The sequence below is a fragment of the Paenibacillus sp. F024 genome (assembly GCF_057814255.1).
The window spans coordinates 114599-133703 of record NZ_JBVASZ010000013.1; the positions used below are offsets into that span (position 1 = coordinate 114599).

At 49.7% G+C, this 19105-nt stretch carries 21 protein-coding genes and 1 other RNA gene; 13 read left to right on the forward strand and 9 right to left on the reverse strand.

The features are described 5' to 3' along the window. Positions 1 to 125: 125 nt before the first annotated feature. Genes ACZYR9_RS15290 through pfkA form a run of 4 tightly spaced genes read left to right on the forward strand, consistent with a single transcriptional unit; the run spans position 126 to position 3164 of the window. Positions 126 to 443: a hypothetical protein gene (locus tag ACZYR9_RS15290; RefSeq protein ID WP_488979351.1), complete on the forward strand. Its 318-nt coding sequence runs from the start codon at positions 126 to 128 to the stop codon at positions 441 to 443. A 38-nt stretch (positions 444 to 481) separates the two neighbouring features. After that, on the forward strand, positions 482 to 1078 hold the full coding sequence (locus ACZYR9_RS15295) for a hypothetical protein (RefSeq protein WP_488979352.1): 597 nt from the start codon (positions 482 to 484) through the stop codon (positions 1076 to 1078). Positions 1079 to 1125: 47 nt separating this feature from the next. Continuing rightward, entirely contained in the window at positions 1126 to 2163 is a 1038-nt protein-coding gene (locus ACZYR9_RS15300) for a tetraprenyl-beta-curcumene synthase family protein (RefSeq protein WP_488979375.1), read from the forward strand. A 35-nt stretch (positions 2164 to 2198) separates the two neighbouring features. Then, positions 2199 to 3164: a 6-phosphofructokinase gene (gene pfkA, locus ACZYR9_RS15305; protein WP_488979353.1), complete on the forward strand. Its 966-nt coding sequence runs from the start codon at positions 2199 to 2201 to the stop codon at positions 3162 to 3164. 69 nt (positions 3165 to 3233) lie between these two features. On the opposite strand, the gene ACZYR9_RS15310 is transcribed toward pfkA, so the two are convergent. Then, positions 3234 to 3677 (reverse strand): peroxiredoxin, encoded by a 444-nt coding sequence (locus tag ACZYR9_RS15310; RefSeq protein ID WP_488979354.1) that lies wholly within the window; start codon positions 3675 to 3677, stop codon positions 3234 to 3236. Between the two features lie 186 nt (positions 3678 to 3863). Here ACZYR9_RS15310 and ACZYR9_RS15315 point away from each other — a divergent pair, with 186 nt between their 5' ends. Beyond that, a complete protein-coding gene (locus tag ACZYR9_RS15315) occupies positions 3864 to 4565 on the forward strand; it encodes a uracil-DNA glycosylase (RefSeq protein WP_488979355.1) in 702 nt (233 codons plus the stop codon). A 58-nt stretch (positions 4566 to 4623) separates the two neighbouring features. On the opposite strand, the gene ACZYR9_RS15320 is transcribed toward ACZYR9_RS15315, so the two are convergent. Then, positions 4624 to 5802: a putative glycoside hydrolase gene (locus ACZYR9_RS15320; RefSeq protein ID WP_488979356.1), complete on the reverse strand. Its 1179-nt coding sequence runs from the start codon at positions 5800 to 5802 to the stop codon at positions 4624 to 4626. A gap of 158 nt (positions 5803 to 5960) precedes the next feature. Here ACZYR9_RS15320 and ACZYR9_RS15325 point away from each other — a divergent pair, with 158 nt between their 5' ends. Continuing rightward, complete coding sequence (locus ACZYR9_RS15325) at positions 5961 to 7118, forward strand: MFS transporter (protein WP_488979357.1); 1158 nt, start codon at positions 5961 to 5963, stop codon at positions 7116 to 7118. Here the strand turns inward: ACZYR9_RS15325 and tatA are convergent. The 5 genes from tatA to ACZYR9_RS15350 all read right to left on the reverse strand — a co-directional run bounded on the left by tatA (position 7115) and on the right by ACZYR9_RS15350 (position 10036). Beyond that, positions 7115 to 7330, reverse strand: coding sequence for a twin-arginine translocase TatA/TatE family subunit (gene tatA, locus ACZYR9_RS15330; RefSeq protein ID WP_488979358.1), 216 nt, complete (start codon positions 7328 to 7330; stop codon positions 7115 to 7117). The two genes, ACZYR9_RS15325 and tatA, sit on opposite strands and share 4 nt — an antisense overlap. 122 nt (positions 7331 to 7452) lie before the next feature. Next, positions 7453 to 7662, reverse strand: a complete 210-nt coding sequence (locus ACZYR9_RS15335) for a hypothetical protein (protein ID WP_488979376.1) — start codon at positions 7660 to 7662, stop codon at positions 7453 to 7455. A gap of 163 nt (positions 7663 to 7825) precedes the next feature. Continuing rightward, positions 7826 to 8656 carry a YitT family protein gene (locus ACZYR9_RS15340; RefSeq protein WP_488979359.1) on the reverse strand — a complete coding sequence of 277 codons (831 nt, stop codon included), beginning with the start codon at positions 8654 to 8656 and terminating at the stop codon, positions 7826 to 7828. Positions 8657 to 8749: 93 nt separating this feature from the next. Then, positions 8750 to 9451 (reverse strand): DUF4247 domain-containing protein, encoded by a 702-nt coding sequence (locus tag ACZYR9_RS15345; RefSeq protein WP_488979360.1) that lies wholly within the window; start codon positions 9449 to 9451, stop codon positions 8750 to 8752. A 51-nt stretch (positions 9452 to 9502) separates the two neighbouring features. After that, positions 9503 to 10036 carry a DUF4178 domain-containing protein gene (locus tag ACZYR9_RS15350; RefSeq protein ID WP_488979361.1) on the reverse strand — a complete coding sequence of 178 codons (534 nt, stop codon included), beginning with the start codon at positions 10034 to 10036 and terminating at the stop codon, positions 9503 to 9505. Between the two features lie 278 nt (positions 10037 to 10314). On the opposite strand from ACZYR9_RS15350, the gene cshA reads away from it, so the two are divergent. From cshA to fsa, 4 genes are all read left to right on the forward strand, one after another. Then, on the forward strand, positions 10315 to 11874 hold the full coding sequence (gene cshA, locus ACZYR9_RS15355; RefSeq protein ID WP_488979362.1) for a degradosome RNA helicase CshA: 1560 nt from the start codon (positions 10315 to 10317) through the stop codon (positions 11872 to 11874). A 175-nt stretch (positions 11875 to 12049) separates the two neighbouring features. Further along, on the forward strand, positions 12050 to 12892 hold the full coding sequence (locus ACZYR9_RS15360) for a YesL family protein (protein ID WP_488979363.1): 843 nt from the start codon (positions 12050 to 12052) through the stop codon (positions 12890 to 12892). 77 nt (positions 12893 to 12969) lie between these two features. Next, a non-coding RNA gene (gene ssrS / locus ACZYR9_RS15365) (6S RNA) lies at positions 12970 to 13149 on the forward strand. Positions 13150 to 13199: 50 nt separating this feature from the next. Next, complete coding sequence (fsa, locus tag ACZYR9_RS15370; protein ID WP_488979364.1) at positions 13200 to 13856, forward strand: fructose-6-phosphate aldolase; 657 nt, start codon at positions 13200 to 13202, stop codon at positions 13854 to 13856. Positions 13857 to 13910: 54 nt separating this feature from the next. Here the strand turns inward: fsa and xylB are convergent, their stop codons facing one another. Continuing rightward, the gene (xylB, locus tag ACZYR9_RS15375; protein WP_488979365.1) at positions 13911 to 15443 is read right to left on the reverse strand and encodes a xylulokinase; all 1533 of its coding nucleotides are present in this window, start codon (positions 15441 to 15443) and stop codon (positions 13911 to 13913) included. A 191-nt stretch (positions 15444 to 15634) separates the two neighbouring features. Between xylB and ACZYR9_RS15380 the strand changes: the two genes are divergently transcribed. Both ACZYR9_RS15380 and ACZYR9_RS15385 read left to right on the forward strand, forming a co-directional pair. Continuing rightward, on the forward strand, positions 15635 to 16828 hold the full coding sequence (locus tag ACZYR9_RS15380; protein ID WP_488979366.1) for an ROK family protein: 1194 nt from the start codon (positions 15635 to 15637) through the stop codon (positions 16826 to 16828). A gap of 105 nt (positions 16829 to 16933) precedes the next feature. Continuing rightward, complete coding sequence (locus tag ACZYR9_RS15385; protein ID WP_488979367.1) at positions 16934 to 17323, forward strand: DUF1499 domain-containing protein; 390 nt, start codon at positions 16934 to 16936, stop codon at positions 17321 to 17323. A 74-nt stretch (positions 17324 to 17397) separates the two neighbouring features. Here the strand turns inward: ACZYR9_RS15385 and tpx are convergent, their stop codons facing one another. After that, on the reverse strand, positions 17398 to 17901 hold the full coding sequence (gene tpx, locus ACZYR9_RS15390) for a thiol peroxidase (RefSeq protein ID WP_488979368.1): 504 nt from the start codon (positions 17899 to 17901) through the stop codon (positions 17398 to 17400). Between the two features lie 127 nt (positions 17902 to 18028). On the opposite strand from tpx, the gene gltC reads away from it, so the two are divergent. Continuing rightward, complete coding sequence (gene gltC, locus ACZYR9_RS15395) at positions 18029 to 18922, forward strand: glutamate biosynthesis transcriptional regulator GltC (protein WP_488979369.1); 894 nt, start codon at positions 18029 to 18031, stop codon at positions 18920 to 18922. The last annotated feature ends 183 nt before the right edge of the window (positions 18923 to 19105 follow it).

A 19105-nucleotide genomic window follows, 5' to 3' on the forward strand; every position in this document is an offset into this window, starting at 1 on the left:
AACCAAACGGCAAGGGAGAAAAATTTGTTTTCCTACTGGAAGCAGTGAAGCGTTCGTGATACATTATTATAGATAAGCTGTGAGCGCCTTTTGCGGTGATTCCGGAAAAGAAAGGTGGAACAGGAATGTCTTATTCTTTTGTTATGAATGAGCGGCTGGGTATACCGCTGCCTCACTTGGAGAATGATTTTGAAGATTACAGCGAACAGGAGCAAGCGGAAATTCTGCTGCGCTGGGAGGAAATCCGGGGAATGATCCCGGATCGGATCAAACGGCTGGAGACGATGATTATCGCCAGACAGGATCAGCTTAACGTAGAAGATAATTTTGCGGTTTCCTGCCGCTTAAACAGTGAAATTGCAGAGCTGGCCAGTACGATCAATGAGCTTCATCTATGGTTTCGGGTTCATCAGGACATGTCCGTGGGAGCAGCTCATCACTAATAAATTCCATTCGCTTTTTGCTAGAGGAGGTAGGAAGCTTGAGCTGGACCGAAAGCTTATACAAGCTTGCTGCGAAGCTGACGACGCACAAGCCTTCGCTTTATCCGACAGAGGAGCTGGACGATTTGACGGATATCAAGATCGCGAAGCTCTCCGTGGACGGATTCGAGGGTGAACGCCGATCCTACGCGCTTACCGTCAAAGCGGGCTTGCATTTGTTTAACGAGAGCTTGGATCCGTCACACGCCATTTCCCAGGATGTCGACACACCGACCGGAAGCTACTGGCATGCGATCATGCACCGTATGGAGGGAGATTACGGCAATGCGAAATATTGGTTTCGCATGGCGGGCGCTCATCCGGTATCGGATGATGTGGCTAAAGAAGCATTTGCATATATGAGGCAAGCGGGTTTTGAGGACATCCGAAGCGCAGCGTTCAGGCAGCAGCTTGAAAAATTCTCATTCGGGACCGGGTACGATCCGGTTCAGTTCACGGATTTGGTGGAGTATCAAGTCACAAAGGCGAATGACGAGCGGGGAGATGTGCTTCTGAAGCATATCCAATGGATCGAGATGCGCAAGCTCCTCCAGTATGGTCATGCATGCAGTGGCGGAGAAAGGGAGTTATTCTGATTTTCTTGAACCGCAGTTCTCAAGTCCCCCAAAAACCGCTTCAGCTGATGCTTCGCGTATACCGCTATGTTCTTCCTGCTGTCCGGGAACAGATGGATCATTGGCGTTCCAAGGCGGAGGAGATCCCGGATGCGGAGCTGCGCAAGCAGGCCATAGACAGTTTAACCGCAAAGCGGTTCCATTGTGAAGGCGGGGCTGTATATGCCGCGGCGAATTTGTCGATGCGGCATATCCTGATTCCGCTCATCGTCGCTTTTCAAACGATCAGCGACTATTTGGATAATTTATGCGACCGGAGCACGTCGCTTGATCCGGCCGATTTCCGGCGGCTTCACCAATCGATGCTGGATGCGGTGGATCCTTCCGCGCCGCTGCATGATTATTACGAATTTCACAAGGAGAAGGAAGACCGGGATTACCTCAATGAGCTTGTCAAAACATGCCAGGCCAGCGTTCGACTGCTTCCGTCCTTTGCCCCGGCGGCAGCTTCGGTTCGAGAGCTTGTCGGCCTGTATTGCGATCTGCAGGTGTACAAGCATATGGCCAAGCCTTTGCGGGAGGAAGCGCTGCTGACCTGGTGGGAGCTGCACCGGGAACGATGCCCTTCTATCGAATGGAATGAATTTGCCGCTGCGACGGGATCCACGCTCGGCGTATTTATGCTGTTTCTGGCGGCATCCGAACCCGGACTTCGTCCGCAAACCGTGCGGAGCATTCATTCCGCTTATTTTCCTTATATTTGCGGATTGCATATACTGCTTGATTATTTGATCGATCAGGAAGAAGACGTGGTAGGCGGGGATCTTAATTTTTGCAGCTATTATGATCATCGGGACCGGGCTGTTGAGCGGATTGCTCTGATCGTGACGGAGGCCAAACGCACATCGGAGCGGCTGGAGCATGCCGCATTTCACCGGATGATTATTGAAGGGCTGCTCGCGCTTTATTTGTCCGATCCAAAGGTTAGAAAACAGCGGCAGGTCAAGCTGGTATCCCGGCAATTGATGAAGGACAGCCCGCTGATGCGGATGTTTTTCCTCATTAACAGCATTTGGATTCGCAAAACTTCGTCATTACAACGATAATTATGGATGTGTTAGATCATCAAGGAGGAATCATCATGTCGGTTAAAAAAATTGCAGTACTTACAAGCGGCGGGGATTCGCAGGGGATGAACGCTGCCGTTCGCGCGGTGGTTCGCAGCGGCTTGTACCACGGTCTGGAGGTATTTGCCGTTCAGCGCGGTTATGCCGGACTGATTAACGACGATATCCGCGAAATGGACCTGCGCAGCGTGGGCGATATTATTCAACGCGGGGGTACGATTCTGCAGACGGCCCGCTGCAAGGAATTTCTGACGCCCGAAGGGCAGCAGCTGGGCGCGGATAACCTGCGCAAGCGGGGAATCGACGGTCTGGTTGTTATCGGCGGGGACGGCTCCTACCAGGGTGCAAACAAGCTGAGCAAGCTCGGAATCAAAACGATGGGCTTGCCGGGCACGATCGATAACGACATTCCCTTCACTGATTTTACGATCGGCTTCGATACAGCCGTCAGCATTGTAGTGGACGCCATCAATAAAATTCGCGATACGATGAGCTCCCACGAACGTTCTTCCGTCGTTGAAGTCATGGGCCGCCATTGCGGAGATATCGCATTGTATTCGGGTCTTGCCAGCGGAGCGGAGACCATTCTGGTTCCGGAGGTTTCGTATGATCTCGATGAGATTGCGAACCGGATGTCCGAAAATTTCAAAATGGGCAAGCGCCACAGTATCATTATCGTTGCCGAAGGTGTGGGCAAAGGGGAAGATATTGCCGCGGAAATAACAAAGCGCAACGGCATCGAACCGCGTGTAACCGTACTCGGTCATATACAGCGGGGCGGTACGCCGACGCATAACGACCGGATTTTGGCGGGGAACCTTGGCGATTTTGCGGTTCGCAAGCTGCTTGAGGGTGTCTCAGGCAAAGCGTGCGGCATCATTAAGGGAGAGCTGACGGTAACCGATATCGATCAAGTTGTTAACTCCAAGAAGGAATTCAATATGGAGCTTTATGAACTGTCCAAACGATTGTCCCAGTAATGTGAGGAAGACAAAATAAGCATTCTCTCTCCCATATGAAGGAAAGGGAATGCCTATTTTTTTCAACGGTTATTGCTGCCCCTCCAGGGCCTTCAAGATTTCGGAGGTAGGGCGGTTGCCTTTTTTGGCATACACAATGGTTCCATTGCGGCCGATGACATAGACGAGGCGCTGTTGACCGAGAAGACCAAACAGGGAATGTCCGACGTCGTACAGCTTTTGAATGGCTTCTCCCGTATCGGTAATCAGCGGAAAGTCGTACATAAACTTGTTGGCGAAGCGTTGGTGCTCTTCGAGGGAGCCCGGGTTGATCCCGAGCACCAGCGCGTCATATTTAGCGTACTGCTCTTTGGAATCCCTTACAGCACACAGCTGTCTTGTACATATGGGCGTCTGGTCCTTCGGATAAAAAATAAGAACGATCGGACGCTTGCCTACTATGTCATCAAATCGAATCTCACCTTGGGTGCTATCCGCCGTAAAAGACGGAGCTATCGTACCTTCAGCCAGCATAAGAATCACTCCCCATCATTGCTGTATCCATTAAAGAGGTATAGCAGTCAGCCTCATTGTAGCGGATAGCGGTGAAGGATGGCAAGGAAAGTCCATGCGCTCAGGGGTTCATATCGGCTTGCCAATCACGGATGCATTCGGTAGGATGGAGAGATCGGATAGGCAAATCAAAGGAGGTGTAAGCTCGTGGGCATCATACTGAAAAACGATTGGGCGGACTTGCTTGAAAACGAGTTTCAAAAGCCGTACTACATCAGGCTGAAGCATTTTTTAAAAGAGGAATATGCAGTACATACGGTGTATCCGAGCATGTACGACATCTTTAATGCGCTTCATTATACATCATACGCAGATACGAAGGTCGTCATATTGGGACAAGACCCTTACCACGGACCCGGACAGGCCCACGGCCTCAGCTTCTCTGTCAAACCGGGCGTTCCCGCTCCGCCTTCGCTGCAGAACATGTTCAAGGAGCTGCAGAGCGATTTGGGCTGCCCGATTCCGGATAACGGTTATTTGGTTCGTTGGGCAGAGCAGGGAGTACTGCTTCTCAACACCGTTCTGACTGTGCGGGCCGGAGAGGCCAATTCGCATAAAGGCAAAGGCTGGGAATCGTTCACGGATCAGGTGATTCGCCTTCTGAACGAAAGGGAGGAGCCGGTGGTCTTCATTCTTTGGGGAAGCCATGCCCAAAAGAAAATGGAGCTGATCCAGGAGAAGCGGCACTGCATCCTGCGTTCGGTACATCCGAGTCCATTATCCTCGCACCGCGGTTTTTTCGGCAGTCGTCCGTATTCAAAGGCCAATGCATTTCTTCAAAGCATCGGCAGGGCGCTGATCGATTGGCAAATTCCTGATATCGGCAGGAGCGGGGCGGCCAGCGGGTAGCCTTCACTAAAATAATAAAGGCCCGATTCGCTGTATATACGAAGTCGGGCCTGCTTTTTTATTTGTAATCTACACCTGGCGTATAAGTGTTCACAGCGTTCCACAGAAGGAACTCTTCAATGCCATTATCCTTTAGCGCACGGATTTGTTCTTCCACTTCATTCTTGCCGTAGCGGATATGTCCGGGAACCCAGGATGCGGTGAAATCCTGAATCCAGGGCCGAACCACCGGCTTCAAGCCGTAAAGAGGATCCAGCTTTGTTAACGTATCCTTCGTCGCTCCGTTAATGGTTACATAAGGCTGCGCATCGGGCACTTTGGCGCCAAACCAGCCGGCAGAATAGTGGCTTGGATAGATCATCGGGCAAATGACATCGACATTCTCCGATATTTTCTGAAAATCTTGTCCGATGCCTTCGGCTGCAGGTACAGATGCGGCGTAGCCGAATATATCTACCGATACGCGAACGCCTAACGGGTTGAGCTGTTCTCTGGCATACTTCACGAATTCGGCCACGGCATCGATACGGGTTCGTTCGTCTTTATCGTATTTCAAGGCATCGGCACGTTTTTCGAAGCCTTCGGGAAATCTCACGTAATCAAACTGAATTTCTTTGAAGCCGGCTTTGGCCGCTTCCTTGGCGATGGCGATGTTGTAGTCCCAAATTTCTTTTTTGTAAGGGTTAACAAAGCTGTCCGGGGGGTTTTTGCTGTTCCCCCAAACCGTGCCGTCCGGATTGACAAATGAAAGTTCAGGCCGCTTTTTGGCTAATACGGTGTCTTTAAAAACGACGATACGGGCAATGGGATATATTTCATGCTCCTTCAGCGTATTCATAAGTGCAGGCATGTTGCGAATAATTTTCTGGGTTGTGTCCATGGCCAAGAGCTCCGGGTTACCGGTATCGTATGTAATGTAACCCCAATCGTCCTTTACATCGATAACCATAGCATTGAGCTCCGTGTGATCCATCAGCTCCAGCAGTGAATTTAACCGGGAACCGCCTGCGCTGTGGGCGGTTGCATATACTCCTTTTACCTTGGGAGCGTCTTGCTGCGGGTCCTGCTTGTTCACCGGTCTTAACCGGTCTTCGGGGCTGCCGTTTGGCGTTGTCTGCTGTACAACGGCATTCTTTGAGTCAAGAGATGCTTGCGCCAGCTGCTCGAACGTCACATTCGGATGATCGGCGCTGACACCTCCCCAGGCGAGTAGGAGTGCGGTCAACAATAATTCCATTTTTCTTGTCTCTCCTTGGCAGTTATTCTATGGATCTGCGGTTCCTTCTGATATTATAATAGAATAGCAGGTAGTCCGATAGAGCGTTTTGACGCATTTTGTCGATTTATAGGATCATCCAGCGAAAAATAATCGAGTGAAAAAAGGACCGATATCGGATGAAGAAACAATTGTGGACGCTGCGGGGGCTTAATTTTTCATATTATGCAACAAGCGCGGTGCTTATGCCGTTTCTGCCTATTTACTTTGAGGGCAGAGGATACACCTCTTCCCAGATCGGGCTGCTTATGATGATCGGACCCTTCGTCACCATCTTCGCCCAACCGATGTGGGGTTATTTAAGCGACCGCTATCAGACACTGAAGCTGATCATTTTCGGTCTTTGGGGGATGACCCTGCTGTCGAGCATCGGCATATTTACGACAACCAGCTATTCGTTTGCTTTGTTGTTTATGCTGCTGCTGTATTTTTTTATGCTTTCGTCGGTTCCGTTGTTAGATACGATAACGATAAAATCTGCGGTACAGGCGGGGGCCAGCTATGGCTCCATCCGATTGTTCGGCTCCATCGGATTTACTTTATTGGCCTTATCAAGCGGTTTCATTTTGCAGGGGCTGGGCGGTCTTCAGAACATTCCCTACCTGTACTGGAGCATATGGATCCTGCCGTTCACGCTTTTGCTCTTCTTGAAGGATGAACGAAGCTCGGCTCCCAGGGTGACGCTTCGTTCCTTCACCAGCATGTTTCGTAACAGACATTTTCTATGGTTTTTGTTTCTCGTGTTTTTGCTGACCGTTCCGCACCGGATGAATGACGTTATGTTCGTGCTGTACCTCAAGGACTTGGGCGCTACGAATACGATGGCGGGCTGGGCATGGGCCCTGGCCGCCTGCAGCGAAATTCCCACGTTCGCGCTGTTAAGCCGGTATATGCACAAGTTTCATGAGCTGGCGCTTCTTGGGATTGTGGGCGTGCTTTACACGATCCGTTGGCTGGCCTACGGCTGGATTACAGATCCGTTCGTGCTGATGTTCCTTCAGGTGACGCACTCGATCACCTTTGCCGCTTTCTGGATTGTAGCCGTACAGTATGCGGTTCGGCTGGTGCCCCCTGAGCTGCAATCCACAGGACAGTCCATGCTGTCCATGGTATTTCTGGGCTTGGCCGGCATAACCGGAGGATTTGTCGGAGGGTGGATCAAGGATGAATGGAGCGGGGCGAATATGTATATGTTCGGAGCAGGAATGACCTGTATAGCTGCGATTCTGCTGTTGGGGACACATGCTTATTATCGCAAAAAAAACCATCCGGCTTAGTTAGCGGATGGTTTTTCGTTGGAAGAGGTCAGTTCTTTTTTGGCCGGCTCCACATTGTTGATGGCTTCGCCGCTATTGCCGTTTGTTGCGTCTTTAAACTCTCGAAGCATGCGTCCGAAACTTCGTCCGAGCTCCGGAAGCTTGTTCGGACCGAACAGGAGCAAGGCGACGATAACAATGAGCAGGATATGCATGGGTGACAAAGCTCCCATGGTATACACCTCCGAAATCATTTTTCCTGACTATAGCATACCACGAATACAGACCCGGCAGAAGCAATCAATTATTACGAAAAGACAACAATTTTTGCGCTTTAAATGATAAAACGCCTATCTTAATGAAGATAGGCGTCCTTTTGATGTTCAGAAATACTGTATTGAATAATTTCCACTGCATCCTCCGGTTCAAGCGCGGCCAGACCGTTACGCAGGACAATCTCCGATTCAAGCTCTTGTTTCTTTAAGGTAGGATACAAATCAGGAGTGAATTTCATAACAATGGTCGCCAACTTTACTGTTTCCACAAGCTTCACCCTTCCCGTCATCATCTAGTGTTGAGGAGATCAAGTGCGACTTACGAGCAATACAGGTAAGGCCGGTGAAAAGATATGAAATTACATTTATATTATAACATATTCATAATAAAAAATCTCGGTTTATGTATACGGTATTTGCTTTACAGCAGCTAAGAATTGAACAAGTCCGGGGCTATCGGCGGAAAAGCCCCATGACACTTACCGTTTCCGTAATATTCACGAACGCTTGCGGATCCCATTGTCGGATCAGGCTTTGAAGATCATACAGCTCATAACGGGTGGTTACCGTCATAAGCATATGTTGAGGATCCTTTGTATATGATCCTTCGGTATTGATGACGGTAACCCCCCGATGAAGCTTTTGCATTTTTTTGAGGAGCAGCTCCTTTTTGCGGGTTACGATAAACACTGTTACTTTCAGATGACGGATATGGATCGTATCGATCATTTTACCCGTGATAAAGATGCATAGCATGGAATAAAGGGCAAGGTCCCAAGCGTTCTTGAAATAACCTAGAGCCAGGATGACCAGGCCGTTAAGTCCAAACAGAAAGGTTCCCAGCGGAAAATCGCGTTTGCGCGTCAGGATGGAGCCCAAAATATCGAAACCGCCGGTGGATCCGCCCGCCCACATGGATAAGCCTGAACCTAAACCGATCAGAACGCCTCCGGTAACCGAAGACATAATTAAATCTGAACTCACCTGGGCAACCGGAATGATGTGCATGAACCACGTGGTCAGGATGACCGAAATCACGCTGAGGACAATATATTTGCGGCCAATGGTAAGCAGACCCCAAATTAGCATAGGCAGATTAAATACAAAATACAAAAGGGAAATATGGAGCCCTGTAAAATAGCCCACAATCATGGATATACCGGAAATTCCGCCGCTAAGCAGCTGATGGGGGATCAGGAACAGATTAAAGCTGGCGGCGATGAATGCGGAAGCGAGAATACAGATGAGCACGGAGCCCATAAGGGATCGCTGGAAAAAGGGCATTAGCACACCTCCTTTCGTTCATAATGTAGTATATCCCAAAAAGAAACAGGCCTTCCGTAATGAACGGAAAGCTTGTTTTTTGGGTCAGCCTGATTATCTTCGCTTAAAGGAACCGGAGCGGCTGCTTGTGCTCGGTTTTGATCCGGTGCTTCGGGACGGCGTTTTATAATTTTTCGTCGAACCGTCGTTACGTCTGATCGACTGGCTGCTGCTTGCCGAAGACGATTTCGACGGGGTGGTGGTGAAGGTGCCTTTACGCTCGGTGGTTGATGGGGCAGGCGTCGTTGTTGATGAAGGGGCGGGAGCGCTTTGGCGCTTGCTGCCATAATCTTCATATCGCCGGGTAGAGGTGTAGCCTCTGTAGCCGCCGCTGCCGCTCCCGCCGGTCCAGCCTCCGCCGAACAGCGACTGCAGCAGGGCGGCGGTTACATAACCCTGGAGAAAGGAAGAATCGTAATGTTCTTTCGCATACTGTATGGAATCCACTTGAACCAGCGTCGTATTTTCGTTCTCCGGATCTTTTTGTACGTTGATGATCTTGTTATCGTAGACTAAAAACATCTGGTCCGCATCTTCTTTACTGATTTCGGAAGGTGTTTCATTATCCGACAGCTCTTTAACAACCGTCGGAACGTCCTTGCCTGTGACAGAATAAATTTTAGCGGTGCTCTTTCCTTGCCCCTCGACATCGATCAAAGAATAATTTTCTTTTATATAATTGCTTGCATCGCCGCATCCGGCCAGCAGTGCAAAGACCAATACAACGGCAATCCATTTGGACATTCTGCTCATCATGTTCTGTTACCTCCTGCGTGAAACTTCTTCATAAAGACAGCTTCCGCCCGGTTACTTTGAGCCCTTTAAAAACTGAATTTGGCTGCCAGGGGTAGGCATACCTTCCATGGCAACGTATTTGCCGTCCTGCCATTGGAGAAAGAAATAGCGCTCCCCCGTACCGAAATAACGCCAGAACAGCACCTGATCATTGGCGCGAAAATCCGTATGGCCTTCCGTCCTTATCGTATCGCTGCGATGATGCTCCAATTCAAAGAGGGAGTCGCCACCGAGATCCAGCTGGGTCGGAACGTCGTTCGGATCGTCCAGCGATCCTTCCACGAATTCGCACAAAAAGCATTCATAGGTTCGTCCCTTTTCCACGAGAAGACAGGAAATATGCTTGCCGTTCTGTAAATAATAGGCAAACCGGTGCGGCGGGAATCCTCTGTCAAAATAGACGGCTTTACCGGATACGACATATTCCTCTAAATCGACGTTTACAATATCGCCTACTTGGGTATCCTCGAAAGGGTTGGAAGGCTTAACTTCCGGCTGCGGCTTGCTGCTTTTTATGATCGAACCTACTCTTTTCCATATGGACATGGTTGTCTCGCTCCTTTTACGGTTTAACAGGAAGGCTTGAGCATCGATATCTCTATTATATACGATACTCGATGTTTTTGGGTTTCAATTTGAAGTTTTCTGGTATATGGATAAGGGATGTGGTATAATACTAAAGATATTCTTAAGTACGGCGTTAACTGTTCATTTCTGACACGCTTGGAAAGTGTTTCATGAAGAGATAAATAAAGCAAAGATAGGAGTCGCACTTAAGGGTATAGACAAATACATGAACCCTAGTAAAAAGGAGAATGAAATTTTTGAAAACATTTAGTGAATTCGGCTTAGAGCCAAAGGTGCTGCGTGCCATTACGGAAATGGGCTTTGAGGAGTCGACACCGATTCAAGAGAAAGCCATTCCAGTAGCCATGGAAGGCCGTGACCTGATTGGCCAAGCTCAAACGGGAACAGGAAAAACCGCTGCATTCGGTATTCCGCTCGTGAACAAAATCGATGTAAAGGAAGACCGGATCGTAGCGCTCATCATGTGCCCTACACGTGAGCTTGCCATTCAGGTAGCGGAAGAAATCGAGAAGCTGGGACGCTTCAAGGGCATTCGCTCACTACCTATTTACGGCGGTCAGGATATCGTCAAGCAGATCCGCGCACTGCGCAAAAAGCCGCAAATTATCATCGGTACGCCGGGACGCTTGCTTGATCATATTAACCGCAAGACCATTAAGCTTGACGATGTGCAAACCGTCATCCTTGACGAGGCCGATGAGATGCTCGACATGGGCTTCATGGATGACATCCAATCGATTCTCAAGTTGGTTCCGGAAGAGCGCAACACGATGCTGTTCTCTGCAACCATGCCGACCAATATTCGTAAGCTGGCCGATCAGTTCCTCAAGAACCCTGAACACGTATCGGTTATTCCGAAGCAAGTCAGCGCCCCACTGATCGATCAGGCATATATCGAGGTGCATGAGCGCCAGAAATTCGAAGCGCTTTGCCGCTTGCTGGACATGGAAGCTCCAGAGCTCGCGATCATTTTCGGCCGGACGAAGCGTCGTGTCGATGAACTCTCCGAAGCCCTGCAGAAGCGCGGATATACGGCAGAAGGTCTGCACGGCGATTTGTCCCAGAACCAGCGTGACAACGTTATGCGTAAGTTCCGTGACGGCAGCATCGACGTTCTGGTCGCAACAGATGTAGCGGCACGCGGCTTGGACGTATCCGGCGTAACGCATGTTATCAACTTTGACCTTCCACAGGATCCGGAAAGCTATGTTCACCGTATCGGCCGTACCGGACGTGCGGGCAAGGAAGGCGTTGCCTATACCTTCGTTACTCCGCGTGAGATCGACCATCTGTACTTCATTGAGAAGATCACGCGTCACCGTATTACCCGCAAGCCGGTACCGAGCTTGGCTGAAGCGATCGAAGGTAAACAAAAATTGACGGCTGAGCGCGTGCTCGAAGTGCTGCAGCAGGAAGAACACAATGAATACAAAGGCCTTGCGATTTCCCTATTGGAGCAGCACGATTCCGTGCATCTGCTTGCGGCAGCTTTAAAGCTGTTGACCGGAGAGAAGAAGGACGTAGCTATCGAGCTTACTCCGGAGGATCCGATTCGCGCCAAGAAGAGAAGACCGGATGTACGCAGCCATGGCCGCAAGCCGTCAGGTCCTTACGGTACGGCCGGCGGTGCACGCCGCAACGACAGACCTTACGACCGCGACCGGAATGGACGCGGACGCCGTGAGGATGGAGGCTACCGCGAAAACCGCGATTACCGCGGGCGTTCGGAAGGCCGCGATCAAAGAGGCGGATATTCCCGTCCTTCCAACCGCTCTAACGAAGGAAGTTTGGTATAAGGGATGTAAGCAAGCGCGCTGCACGTTGGCGTGCTTGCTTTTTTTTTTTTGCACATTCCGGATCTTGACCACATGTTCAGAAATCCTATGTTCAAAGTCCTATTCGGTATGGATGCTATCTTGATGGCCGGAATTAAGCTATAATAAGGGATGTATGAAGAAGGAGGGTTTGATTTTGGAATTTCGTGGAATTATGGGCGGATTTTACCGCATCTCCGAATGGGTTATGCGTCTTTCAGTCATCAATATCCTTTGGGTGATATGCGCGATCCCTTTCTTTTTGCTAGGACTTATCCTTCTGCAGTCGCAGACTGCCGATCAATTAGTACAAACGCTTTTTCTCATGGCGATCGTTTCGCCCTTTACGATATTCCCTTCGACAGCAGCTATGTTTGCGGTGGCTCGAAAGTGGCTGACAGGCGAAGAGGATGTGCCGTTGCTTAAAACCTTTTTCCGCAGTTACAAAGAAAACTTCCTCCAAAGCATGCTCGGCGGTTTCATTTATATACTAATTGGTGTGATCCTGTATACAAACTTTCGGTTTTACGGCAATCAGATGGGAACCTTCGGCGTTTTACGTTTCCTAGTCTTATCGCTCACGATGATTTTGATCATTTCGTTGTTTCATTTTTTCTCTATTTTGACCCATTTGCATATGAAATTGCTTCAGATTATAAAGAATTCTCTTCTCATAACGATCGGCAATCCGATCCGTTCCTTGTCGATGATTGTGCTGAACGGAATGATCCTGTACGTCAGCTTTACCATGTTCACATTTTTGATCCCGTTTTTTATAGGGAGTTTAATCGCAATCGTGTCCTTCTGGCATTTTAACTTGATTTTCGGCAAGCTGCAGGAAAAACAGCAGGAATTGGCCGATAAAGAAGCGGAAGAGGCTCAACGACAAGCGCGGGAAACGAATATCATATCCGATACCGGTATGGAGAAAGACCGGAGGCAGTCTGATCCCGGGAGCATGGAGAAAGGAAATTATCAAGACAAGCAGGAAAGACCATAATATCCCAGGGATTCCACTAAGATAGAGTTTCTGAAGGTTTACTTTCTGTTTGAAGTGCACTATAATAGGACTACAACAAAATCCTGCGATGTGCGTTTCGGTTTTAGTTGTTTTGAACCAATGACTGTTTCTAGGGAGACCTACATAGAATCGCGGCTGACCTGCCCTCGAAAAGGGACTTCAAAACCGATTCTGCGGACACCCACCTGCGAGAGCGGGTTTGAAACAAGAAAATCGGACGGCATTGCGGGTTTTTTTATGCGCTTTTTGGAAGCGTAAAAACAAATAAAGAGAGGATTTTTTGGAGATGAAGCTGTTTATTGATACCGCTAATGTGGAAGAGATTCGTAAAGCTCATGAGCTTGGCGTCATTGCCGGTGTAACAACGAATCCTTCGCTTATTGCTAAAGAAGGCAGAGATTTCTTTGAGACGGTTAAAGAAATTATCTCCATCGTTGGCAATCTCCCGATCAGCGCGGAAGTGATCAGTCTACAAGCCGATGAAATGGTGGAGCAGGGCAAAAAGCTTGCTGCACTTGGGGATAGCATTGTTGTTAAAGTGCCAATGACGGAAGAGGGCTTAAAAGCCACTAAGCGTTTCAGTGAACTTGGGATCAAAACCAACGTTACGCTCATCTTCAGCTCTCCACAAGCCTTGTTGGCGGCACGCGCTGGGGCAACCTACGTTTCGCCGTTTGTTGGACGCTTGGACGATATCAATCAGATCGGCATGAATCTGATTAAGGAGATCAGCCAGATCTTTAAAGTACATAATATCTCTTCGGAAATCATTACAGCCAGCGTTCGTACGACAACGCATGTCATCGATGCGGCTATGCTCGGCGCGGATATCGCGACCGTACCTTACAAGGTCATTCAACAGATGGCCAAGCACCCGTTGACGGATGCAGGTATCGAGCGGTTCCTGAAAGACTGGGAAGGCGCGAAGCAATCAACGTTTTAATGAGGTTTGAATGTCAAACAAACCCGGCATCGTGGGATGCCGGGTTTTGTTCGTTCAGGGCCGAGCGGCCAAATCCGTTAATTGGTGCATGGTCTGCTCCAGTGTAACGTACAAAGAACGGTATATTTCGTAATAGGCATCGTAGCGCTGTCGGTTTGAGGCATTCGGCTCCACGCGTTCCTCCGTGCGAATCCATTCTTCACATAATGACGGGATATCGCGGCCAAGGACTCCGGAAGCAGCCATAAGCGCAGCGCCATAAGCCGGACCGTCCGTAGAATTCACTGTAACGACGGGCAAGCCGAAAATATCCGCAATCATCTGCCTCCAGAAACGGCTTCTGGCCCCGCCCCCATTCAAGCGAAGCTCCTTGATTTCAATTCCGGACGCCTTGATCAGTTCCATGGAGTCGCGCAAGCCGAAGCTGATGCCTTCCATAATCGCACGGGTAAGATGAGCCTTGGAATGACGCAGGTTGAGGCCAACGAAGCCTCCGCGTGCTTTGGCGTCGGGATAAGGGGTTCGTTCGCCGGTTAAGTAGGGCATGAAGAGCAGTCCTTCGCTTCCGGGAGGAGCGGTTTGTGCAAGCGCAGTCAAAATTTCATATACGTCCCGTCCTTCCAACTGGGCTTTCTCGAGTTCCTCACGGGCGAAATGGTTTTTCCACCATTGGAACGATCCGCCTGCGGAGAGCATAACCCCCATGCGATGCCACTTTCCAGGCACTCCGTGGCAGAAGGTGTGAAGACGGCACTTTGAATCGGCCAGATAAGCATCGTCATGGACGAAGACGACGCCGGATGTGCCAAGGGCAACAGAAGCAATACCGCTTGTCACTACCCCGACACCGACAGCGCCGCAGGACTGGTCGCCGCCCCCTGCAACCACCGGTATACCTGGGATAAGACCTGCTGCTTGTGCAGCACCGGGCTGAACATGCCCTGCCACCTCATTGCTCTCGTAGAGTGGAGGCAGCCATTCCTGGGGTAGGTCAAGACATTGGAGCACCTCGGTTGACCATCGACGCTCAGCCACGTTCAACAGCAGCGTTCCGCTGGCGTCGGCGAGGTCCATGCCGAAAGCGCCGGTCAATTGGAGACGCACATAATCTTTGGGCAGCATCAGGTGTGCTGTTCGCTTGTAATTGTCCGGTTCGTGATTTCTGAGCCATACGGCTTTAGGTGCTGTAAAGCCGGTCAGCGCCTGGTTGCCTGTAAGCTCGGCCAGTTTTTCTTTGCCGATGGTTTGTTCAATCCAACGGCATTCCTCCTCTGTTCTTTGGTCACACCACAACAGGGCCGGACGTACTGCGCGAAGCTCGTCGTCAAGAAACACCGAGCCATGCATTTGCCCGGACAATCCGATCCCGGCGATCTCACTTCCCGGTATGCCGTTCTCGGTTAGCAGTGAACGGATACATGCGGCTGTAGCATTCCACCAATCCTCAGGCTGCTGCTCCGCCCAGCCCGGCTGTGGCTGCAGGAGAGGATATTCCACGCTCCTACTTCCCTTGACGGCGCCGTGATGGTCCACCAAAATACATTTGACCGCCGAAGTACCGAGGTCGATCCCCAAATAATAACTCAATGTGCTCACCCCATTTGTAAATTGCTGTGCTTATCGGTTTCCCGACTTTGTTTACCTAATAAACAAATTATACTATTATATATTCGTAGACTAATGATAAAATCCTGCTAATACTGGTTGCAGCAGATGAAAAAACGATTTTTATGCGGTACAATGGTAGCGATATGACACGGCACGGAAGGTGAAAGGATTTGAAGCAGAGACAGGTTTCTGGTGATAGTACATTTCTTAAAGCGCTAAACAAAACCACGCTGTTGGATTTGATTCGCAGGCAAGCTCCAATATCCCGAGCGGATCTGTCCAAAGCAACCAAGCTGACGAGGGCAACGGTTTCAGCATTGGTAGAGGAGCTCATCGCCGAGCATTGGGTGGTAGAGACCGGCATCGGAGAATCAAGCGGGGGTCGCAAGCCAATGATGCTTGAGCTGAACCGTGATGCGGGATGCGTGATCGGCTTGGATCTGCGGATGACCAATATTCTGATGATCGTTACCGATATGCATGGGACGATTTTACGGAAATCGGTTATCCCATACTTTCTCGAAACGGGCATGAACGGTTCGCTTCCTGATCCGGACAAGCTGTTCGAGCAAATTGTAGCCGTCATTGAAAAGGAAAGGCTTTCGCTTCCTAAGACGCCGCTAGGGCTTGTGGGTGCAGGTATAGGCGTACATGGTTTTGTGGAGTACCCTTCCGGGCGAATTGTATTTATGCCCCATACCGGTTGGAAAGGGCTAGACTGGAAAGAAGCGCTGGAAGCAAGGCTAGGTCTGCCGGTGATCCTTGATAATGAGGCGAATTTAGCCGCATTAGGAGAGCATGAGTATGGAGCAGGTGCGGACAGCCTTACCAGAGATATGCTGTATTTAAGTATTGCCGGCGGCATTGGAGCAGGGTTTATATCGGGCGGTGAACTGTTCCGCGGAAGCGTGGGATTGGCCGGAGAGGTAGGACATATGACGATTGAAGCGAGCGGGTTACCCTGCTCCTGCGGCAATCGGGGCTGCTGGGAAAAATATGCGTCTGAGCGGGCGGTAACCGACAAGCTGAATTTGGAATATGCGCCAGGGATCACGGACAGGATCTTACACAGGTTAAGAGAAAAGGATCCCGCCGTGCTTTCTGCCATCCGCGAGGCAGGGCAATATCTGGGCATCGGCATCGGGAATATGATGCACGCGCTCAACCCTCAAATGATCGTGGTAGGCAATGCCATGAGTCAATACAGTCCATGGGTAAATGATGAAGTGCAGGAGGTTCTTGCGTCACGTTTCTCCTATGTCCGTTCATTTCAAATCCAAGTCCGATATTCGAGTCTCGGTGAAGACAGCTGCGCTCTTGGAGCCGCAACCTCCGTCATTCGAACGATCATGCAGCAGAAGTAATAAATATGAATGATTTGTGAATTCCCCTCTTTCTCTCCAAAGGAATCAATGATATGATAAAGGATAGTGTTAATTGTAATCGCACTTCATTAAGGAGGGAATGCTTTGTTAAAGCGAACCTTAGTCGGACTCATTCGCAGTCATGAGACAACAGGAGAGAAAGCGAAGGATCCGGCTTTAAAGACCCGCTATTATAAAATCTCGATGGATCAGGCTTGGGATGAGATCGTTAACATGTTAAAAAAGCTAAACGGGTATAAGCTTCTTCATGAAGTACGCAGCGTAGGGGAAATTGTAGTGGAGCGTAAAACCATTACAGGAAGAACGCAGGACATTACGCTGACACTATTCGGAATTAACCCGCTCAAAACGGCTATTGATATTTATTCGGCATCCCGCGGATCCCTTGGGGACCTCGGCTCCAATTATCGTACGATTCTCGATATTTATAAGCATATCGACAAGCGGCTGGCCGCTTATAAAATAAACAATTGAACGTAAAAACAGCGTGGGCCCTGTTTTGGCACCACGCTGTTTTTTTATGAACAATTGCTTGTTACGATCAAGGATTAAACCAATTTTTTGACAGCTTCAATAGCTGCTTCATAATTCGGGTGTTCTGTCATTTCGCTCAGGTACTCTACGTATTGGATCGTGTCGTTAGCGTCAATGACGAAAATGGATCTCATCAGCAGGCGAAGCTCATCGATCAATACGCCATAGTTTTTACCGAAAGAGTGGGCTTTGTAATCGGATAAAGTAATCACTTTATCGATTCCGGCTGCTCCGCACCAGCGGGATTGTGCGAACGGGAGGTCTACACTGATCGTCAGCACGACTACGTTGTCGCCAAGCTTTGCTGCTTCTTCATTGAAACGGCGGGTTTGCGCATCGCATACGCCGGTATCCAGGGAAGGAACAACGCTGATCAGCTTTACTTTACCTGCATAATCGGCCAGAGATGCGGTTTCGAGCAAATTTTTGTTCACTGTGAAGTCAGGAGCTTTGTCGCCAACTTTGACTTGCGTTCCGACCAAAGTAATCGGGTTGCCTTTCAGTGTCGCTTGTGCCATATGTACATGGTCCTCCTTCAGGGGATTAAGAATAATTGGTATTCCACCAAAATATATTATAAGCTTTAATAAGAGAACTTGTCCAATAACAATATGTTTTAAAGCCAGGGTACAGGAGGAAAACAACATGGAACTCAGACAGCTGCAGTATTTTGTAAAGGTGGCGCGTAAACAGCATGTGACTCAAGCGGCCGAAGAACTGCATGTAGCCCAATCGGCGGTCAGTCGGCAAATCCGTCAATTAGAGGAGGAGCTTGGTGTACAGCTTTTCGTTCAAAAAGGGCGTAACCTGCAGATTACTGCAGTGGGAAAGCTTTTCTTAAGCCGAATTGAAGCTGTGCTTACGGACCTTGAACGCGCTGTGAATGAGATTCATGAATATTTGGATCCGGAGCACGGGGAAATTCGCGTAGGCTTCCCCCATAGTCTGGGGATATACTTGCTTCCGACGGTTATCGCTCATTTTCGAAAAAATCATCCGAACGTCAAGTTTCGGCTGCGGCAGGGAACTTACAATAGTCTGATCCGGGACGTAATGAAGGGCGAGATCGATTTGGCGTTTATTTCACCGTTTCCCGAAAAGCATAGTCACGTTGCCGGTGAACTGCTGCTAAGGGAGGAGCTGTATGCGATTGTACCGCAGGGACATCTCCTTTCAGAATATCAATCGATTCGGCTTGAACAGCTGAAAGAGGACTCCTTCGTTATGTTCAGTGAGGAATATTCACTGCGTTCCATTGTGCTGGAGGCATGCGCGAAGGCCGGTTTTTTACCGCGCATCGGTTTTGAGGGAGAAGAGACGGACACCATCCGCGGATTAGTGGCTGCCGGCATGGGGGTCAGTTTGCTGCCGGAAATGGCGCTTACGGAAATCAGCGAGCTTCAGCCGGTCAAGGTACGGGTTATTGAGCCGCAGGTCACCCGGAGCATTGGATTGATTCATCGTTCAGGTGAGAAGCTTCCGTTGGTTGCCGAGGTGTTCCGTGAATTTTTAATCGACTTTTTCATTCGATACAAATGAAAAGGAAACCATCGAAATAAAAGCCGCCCGGAGCACCGGGCGGCATATTTGTAGTACGCCCAGCATGGGCGTCATCTTTAGGGTGAAAGTCCTGAACGGGGGCTGGCGAGCGCCTACCGTAGCCAAGGGCAAGGGTGTCCGTCGCGAGGCGGAATCTGAAGGAAGCCGGAGGCAAATGCACGG

Coding starts and splice junctions, on each gene's coding strand:
- ACZYR9_RS15290 (WP_488979351.1), top strand. CDS start 126: ATGTCTTATTCTTTTGTTATGAATGAGCGGCTGGGTATACCGCTGCCT.
- ACZYR9_RS15300 (WP_488979375.1), top strand. CDS start 1,126: ATGCTTCGCGTATACCGCTATGTTCTTCCTGCTGTCCGGGAACAGATG.
- pfkA (WP_488979353.1), top strand. CDS start 2,199: ATGTCGGTTAAAAAAATTGCAGTACTTACAAGCGGCGGGGATTCGCAG.
- ACZYR9_RS15310 (WP_488979354.1), bottom strand. CDS start 3,677: ATGCTGGCTGAAGGTACGATAGCTCCGTCTTTTACGGCGGATAGCACC.
- ACZYR9_RS15320 (WP_488979356.1), bottom strand. CDS start 5,802: ATGGAATTATTGTTGACCGCACTCCTACTCGCCTGGGGAGGTGTCAGC.
- ACZYR9_RS15325 (WP_488979357.1), top strand. CDS start 5,961: ATGAAGAAACAATTGTGGACGCTGCGGGGGCTTAATTTTTCATATTAT.
- tatA (WP_488979358.1), bottom strand. CDS start 7,330: ATGGGAGCTTTGTCACCCATGCATATCCTGCTCATTGTTATCGTCGCC.
- ACZYR9_RS15335 (WP_488979376.1), bottom strand. CDS start 7,662: ATGACGGGAAGGGTGAAGCTTGTGGAAACAGTAAAGTTGGCGACCATT.
- ACZYR9_RS15340 (WP_488979359.1), bottom strand. CDS start 8,656: ATGCCCTTTTTCCAGCGATCCCTTATGGGCTCCGTGCTCATCTGTATT.
- ACZYR9_RS15345 (WP_488979360.1), bottom strand. CDS start 9,451: ATGATGAGCAGAATGTCCAAATGGATTGCCGTTGTATTGGTCTTTGCA.
- ACZYR9_RS15350 (WP_488979361.1), bottom strand. CDS start 10,036: ATGTCCATATGGAAAAGAGTAGGTTCGATCATAAAAAGCAGCAAGCCG.
- fsa (WP_488979364.1), top strand. CDS start 13,200: ATGAAGCTGTTTATTGATACCGCTAATGTGGAAGAGATTCGTAAAGCT.
- tpx (WP_488979368.1), bottom strand. CDS start 17,901: ATGGCACAAGCGACACTGAAAGGCAACCCGATTACTTTGGTCGGAACG.
- gltC (WP_488979369.1), top strand. CDS start 18,029: ATGGAACTCAGACAGCTGCAGTATTTTGTAAAGGTGGCGCGTAAACAG.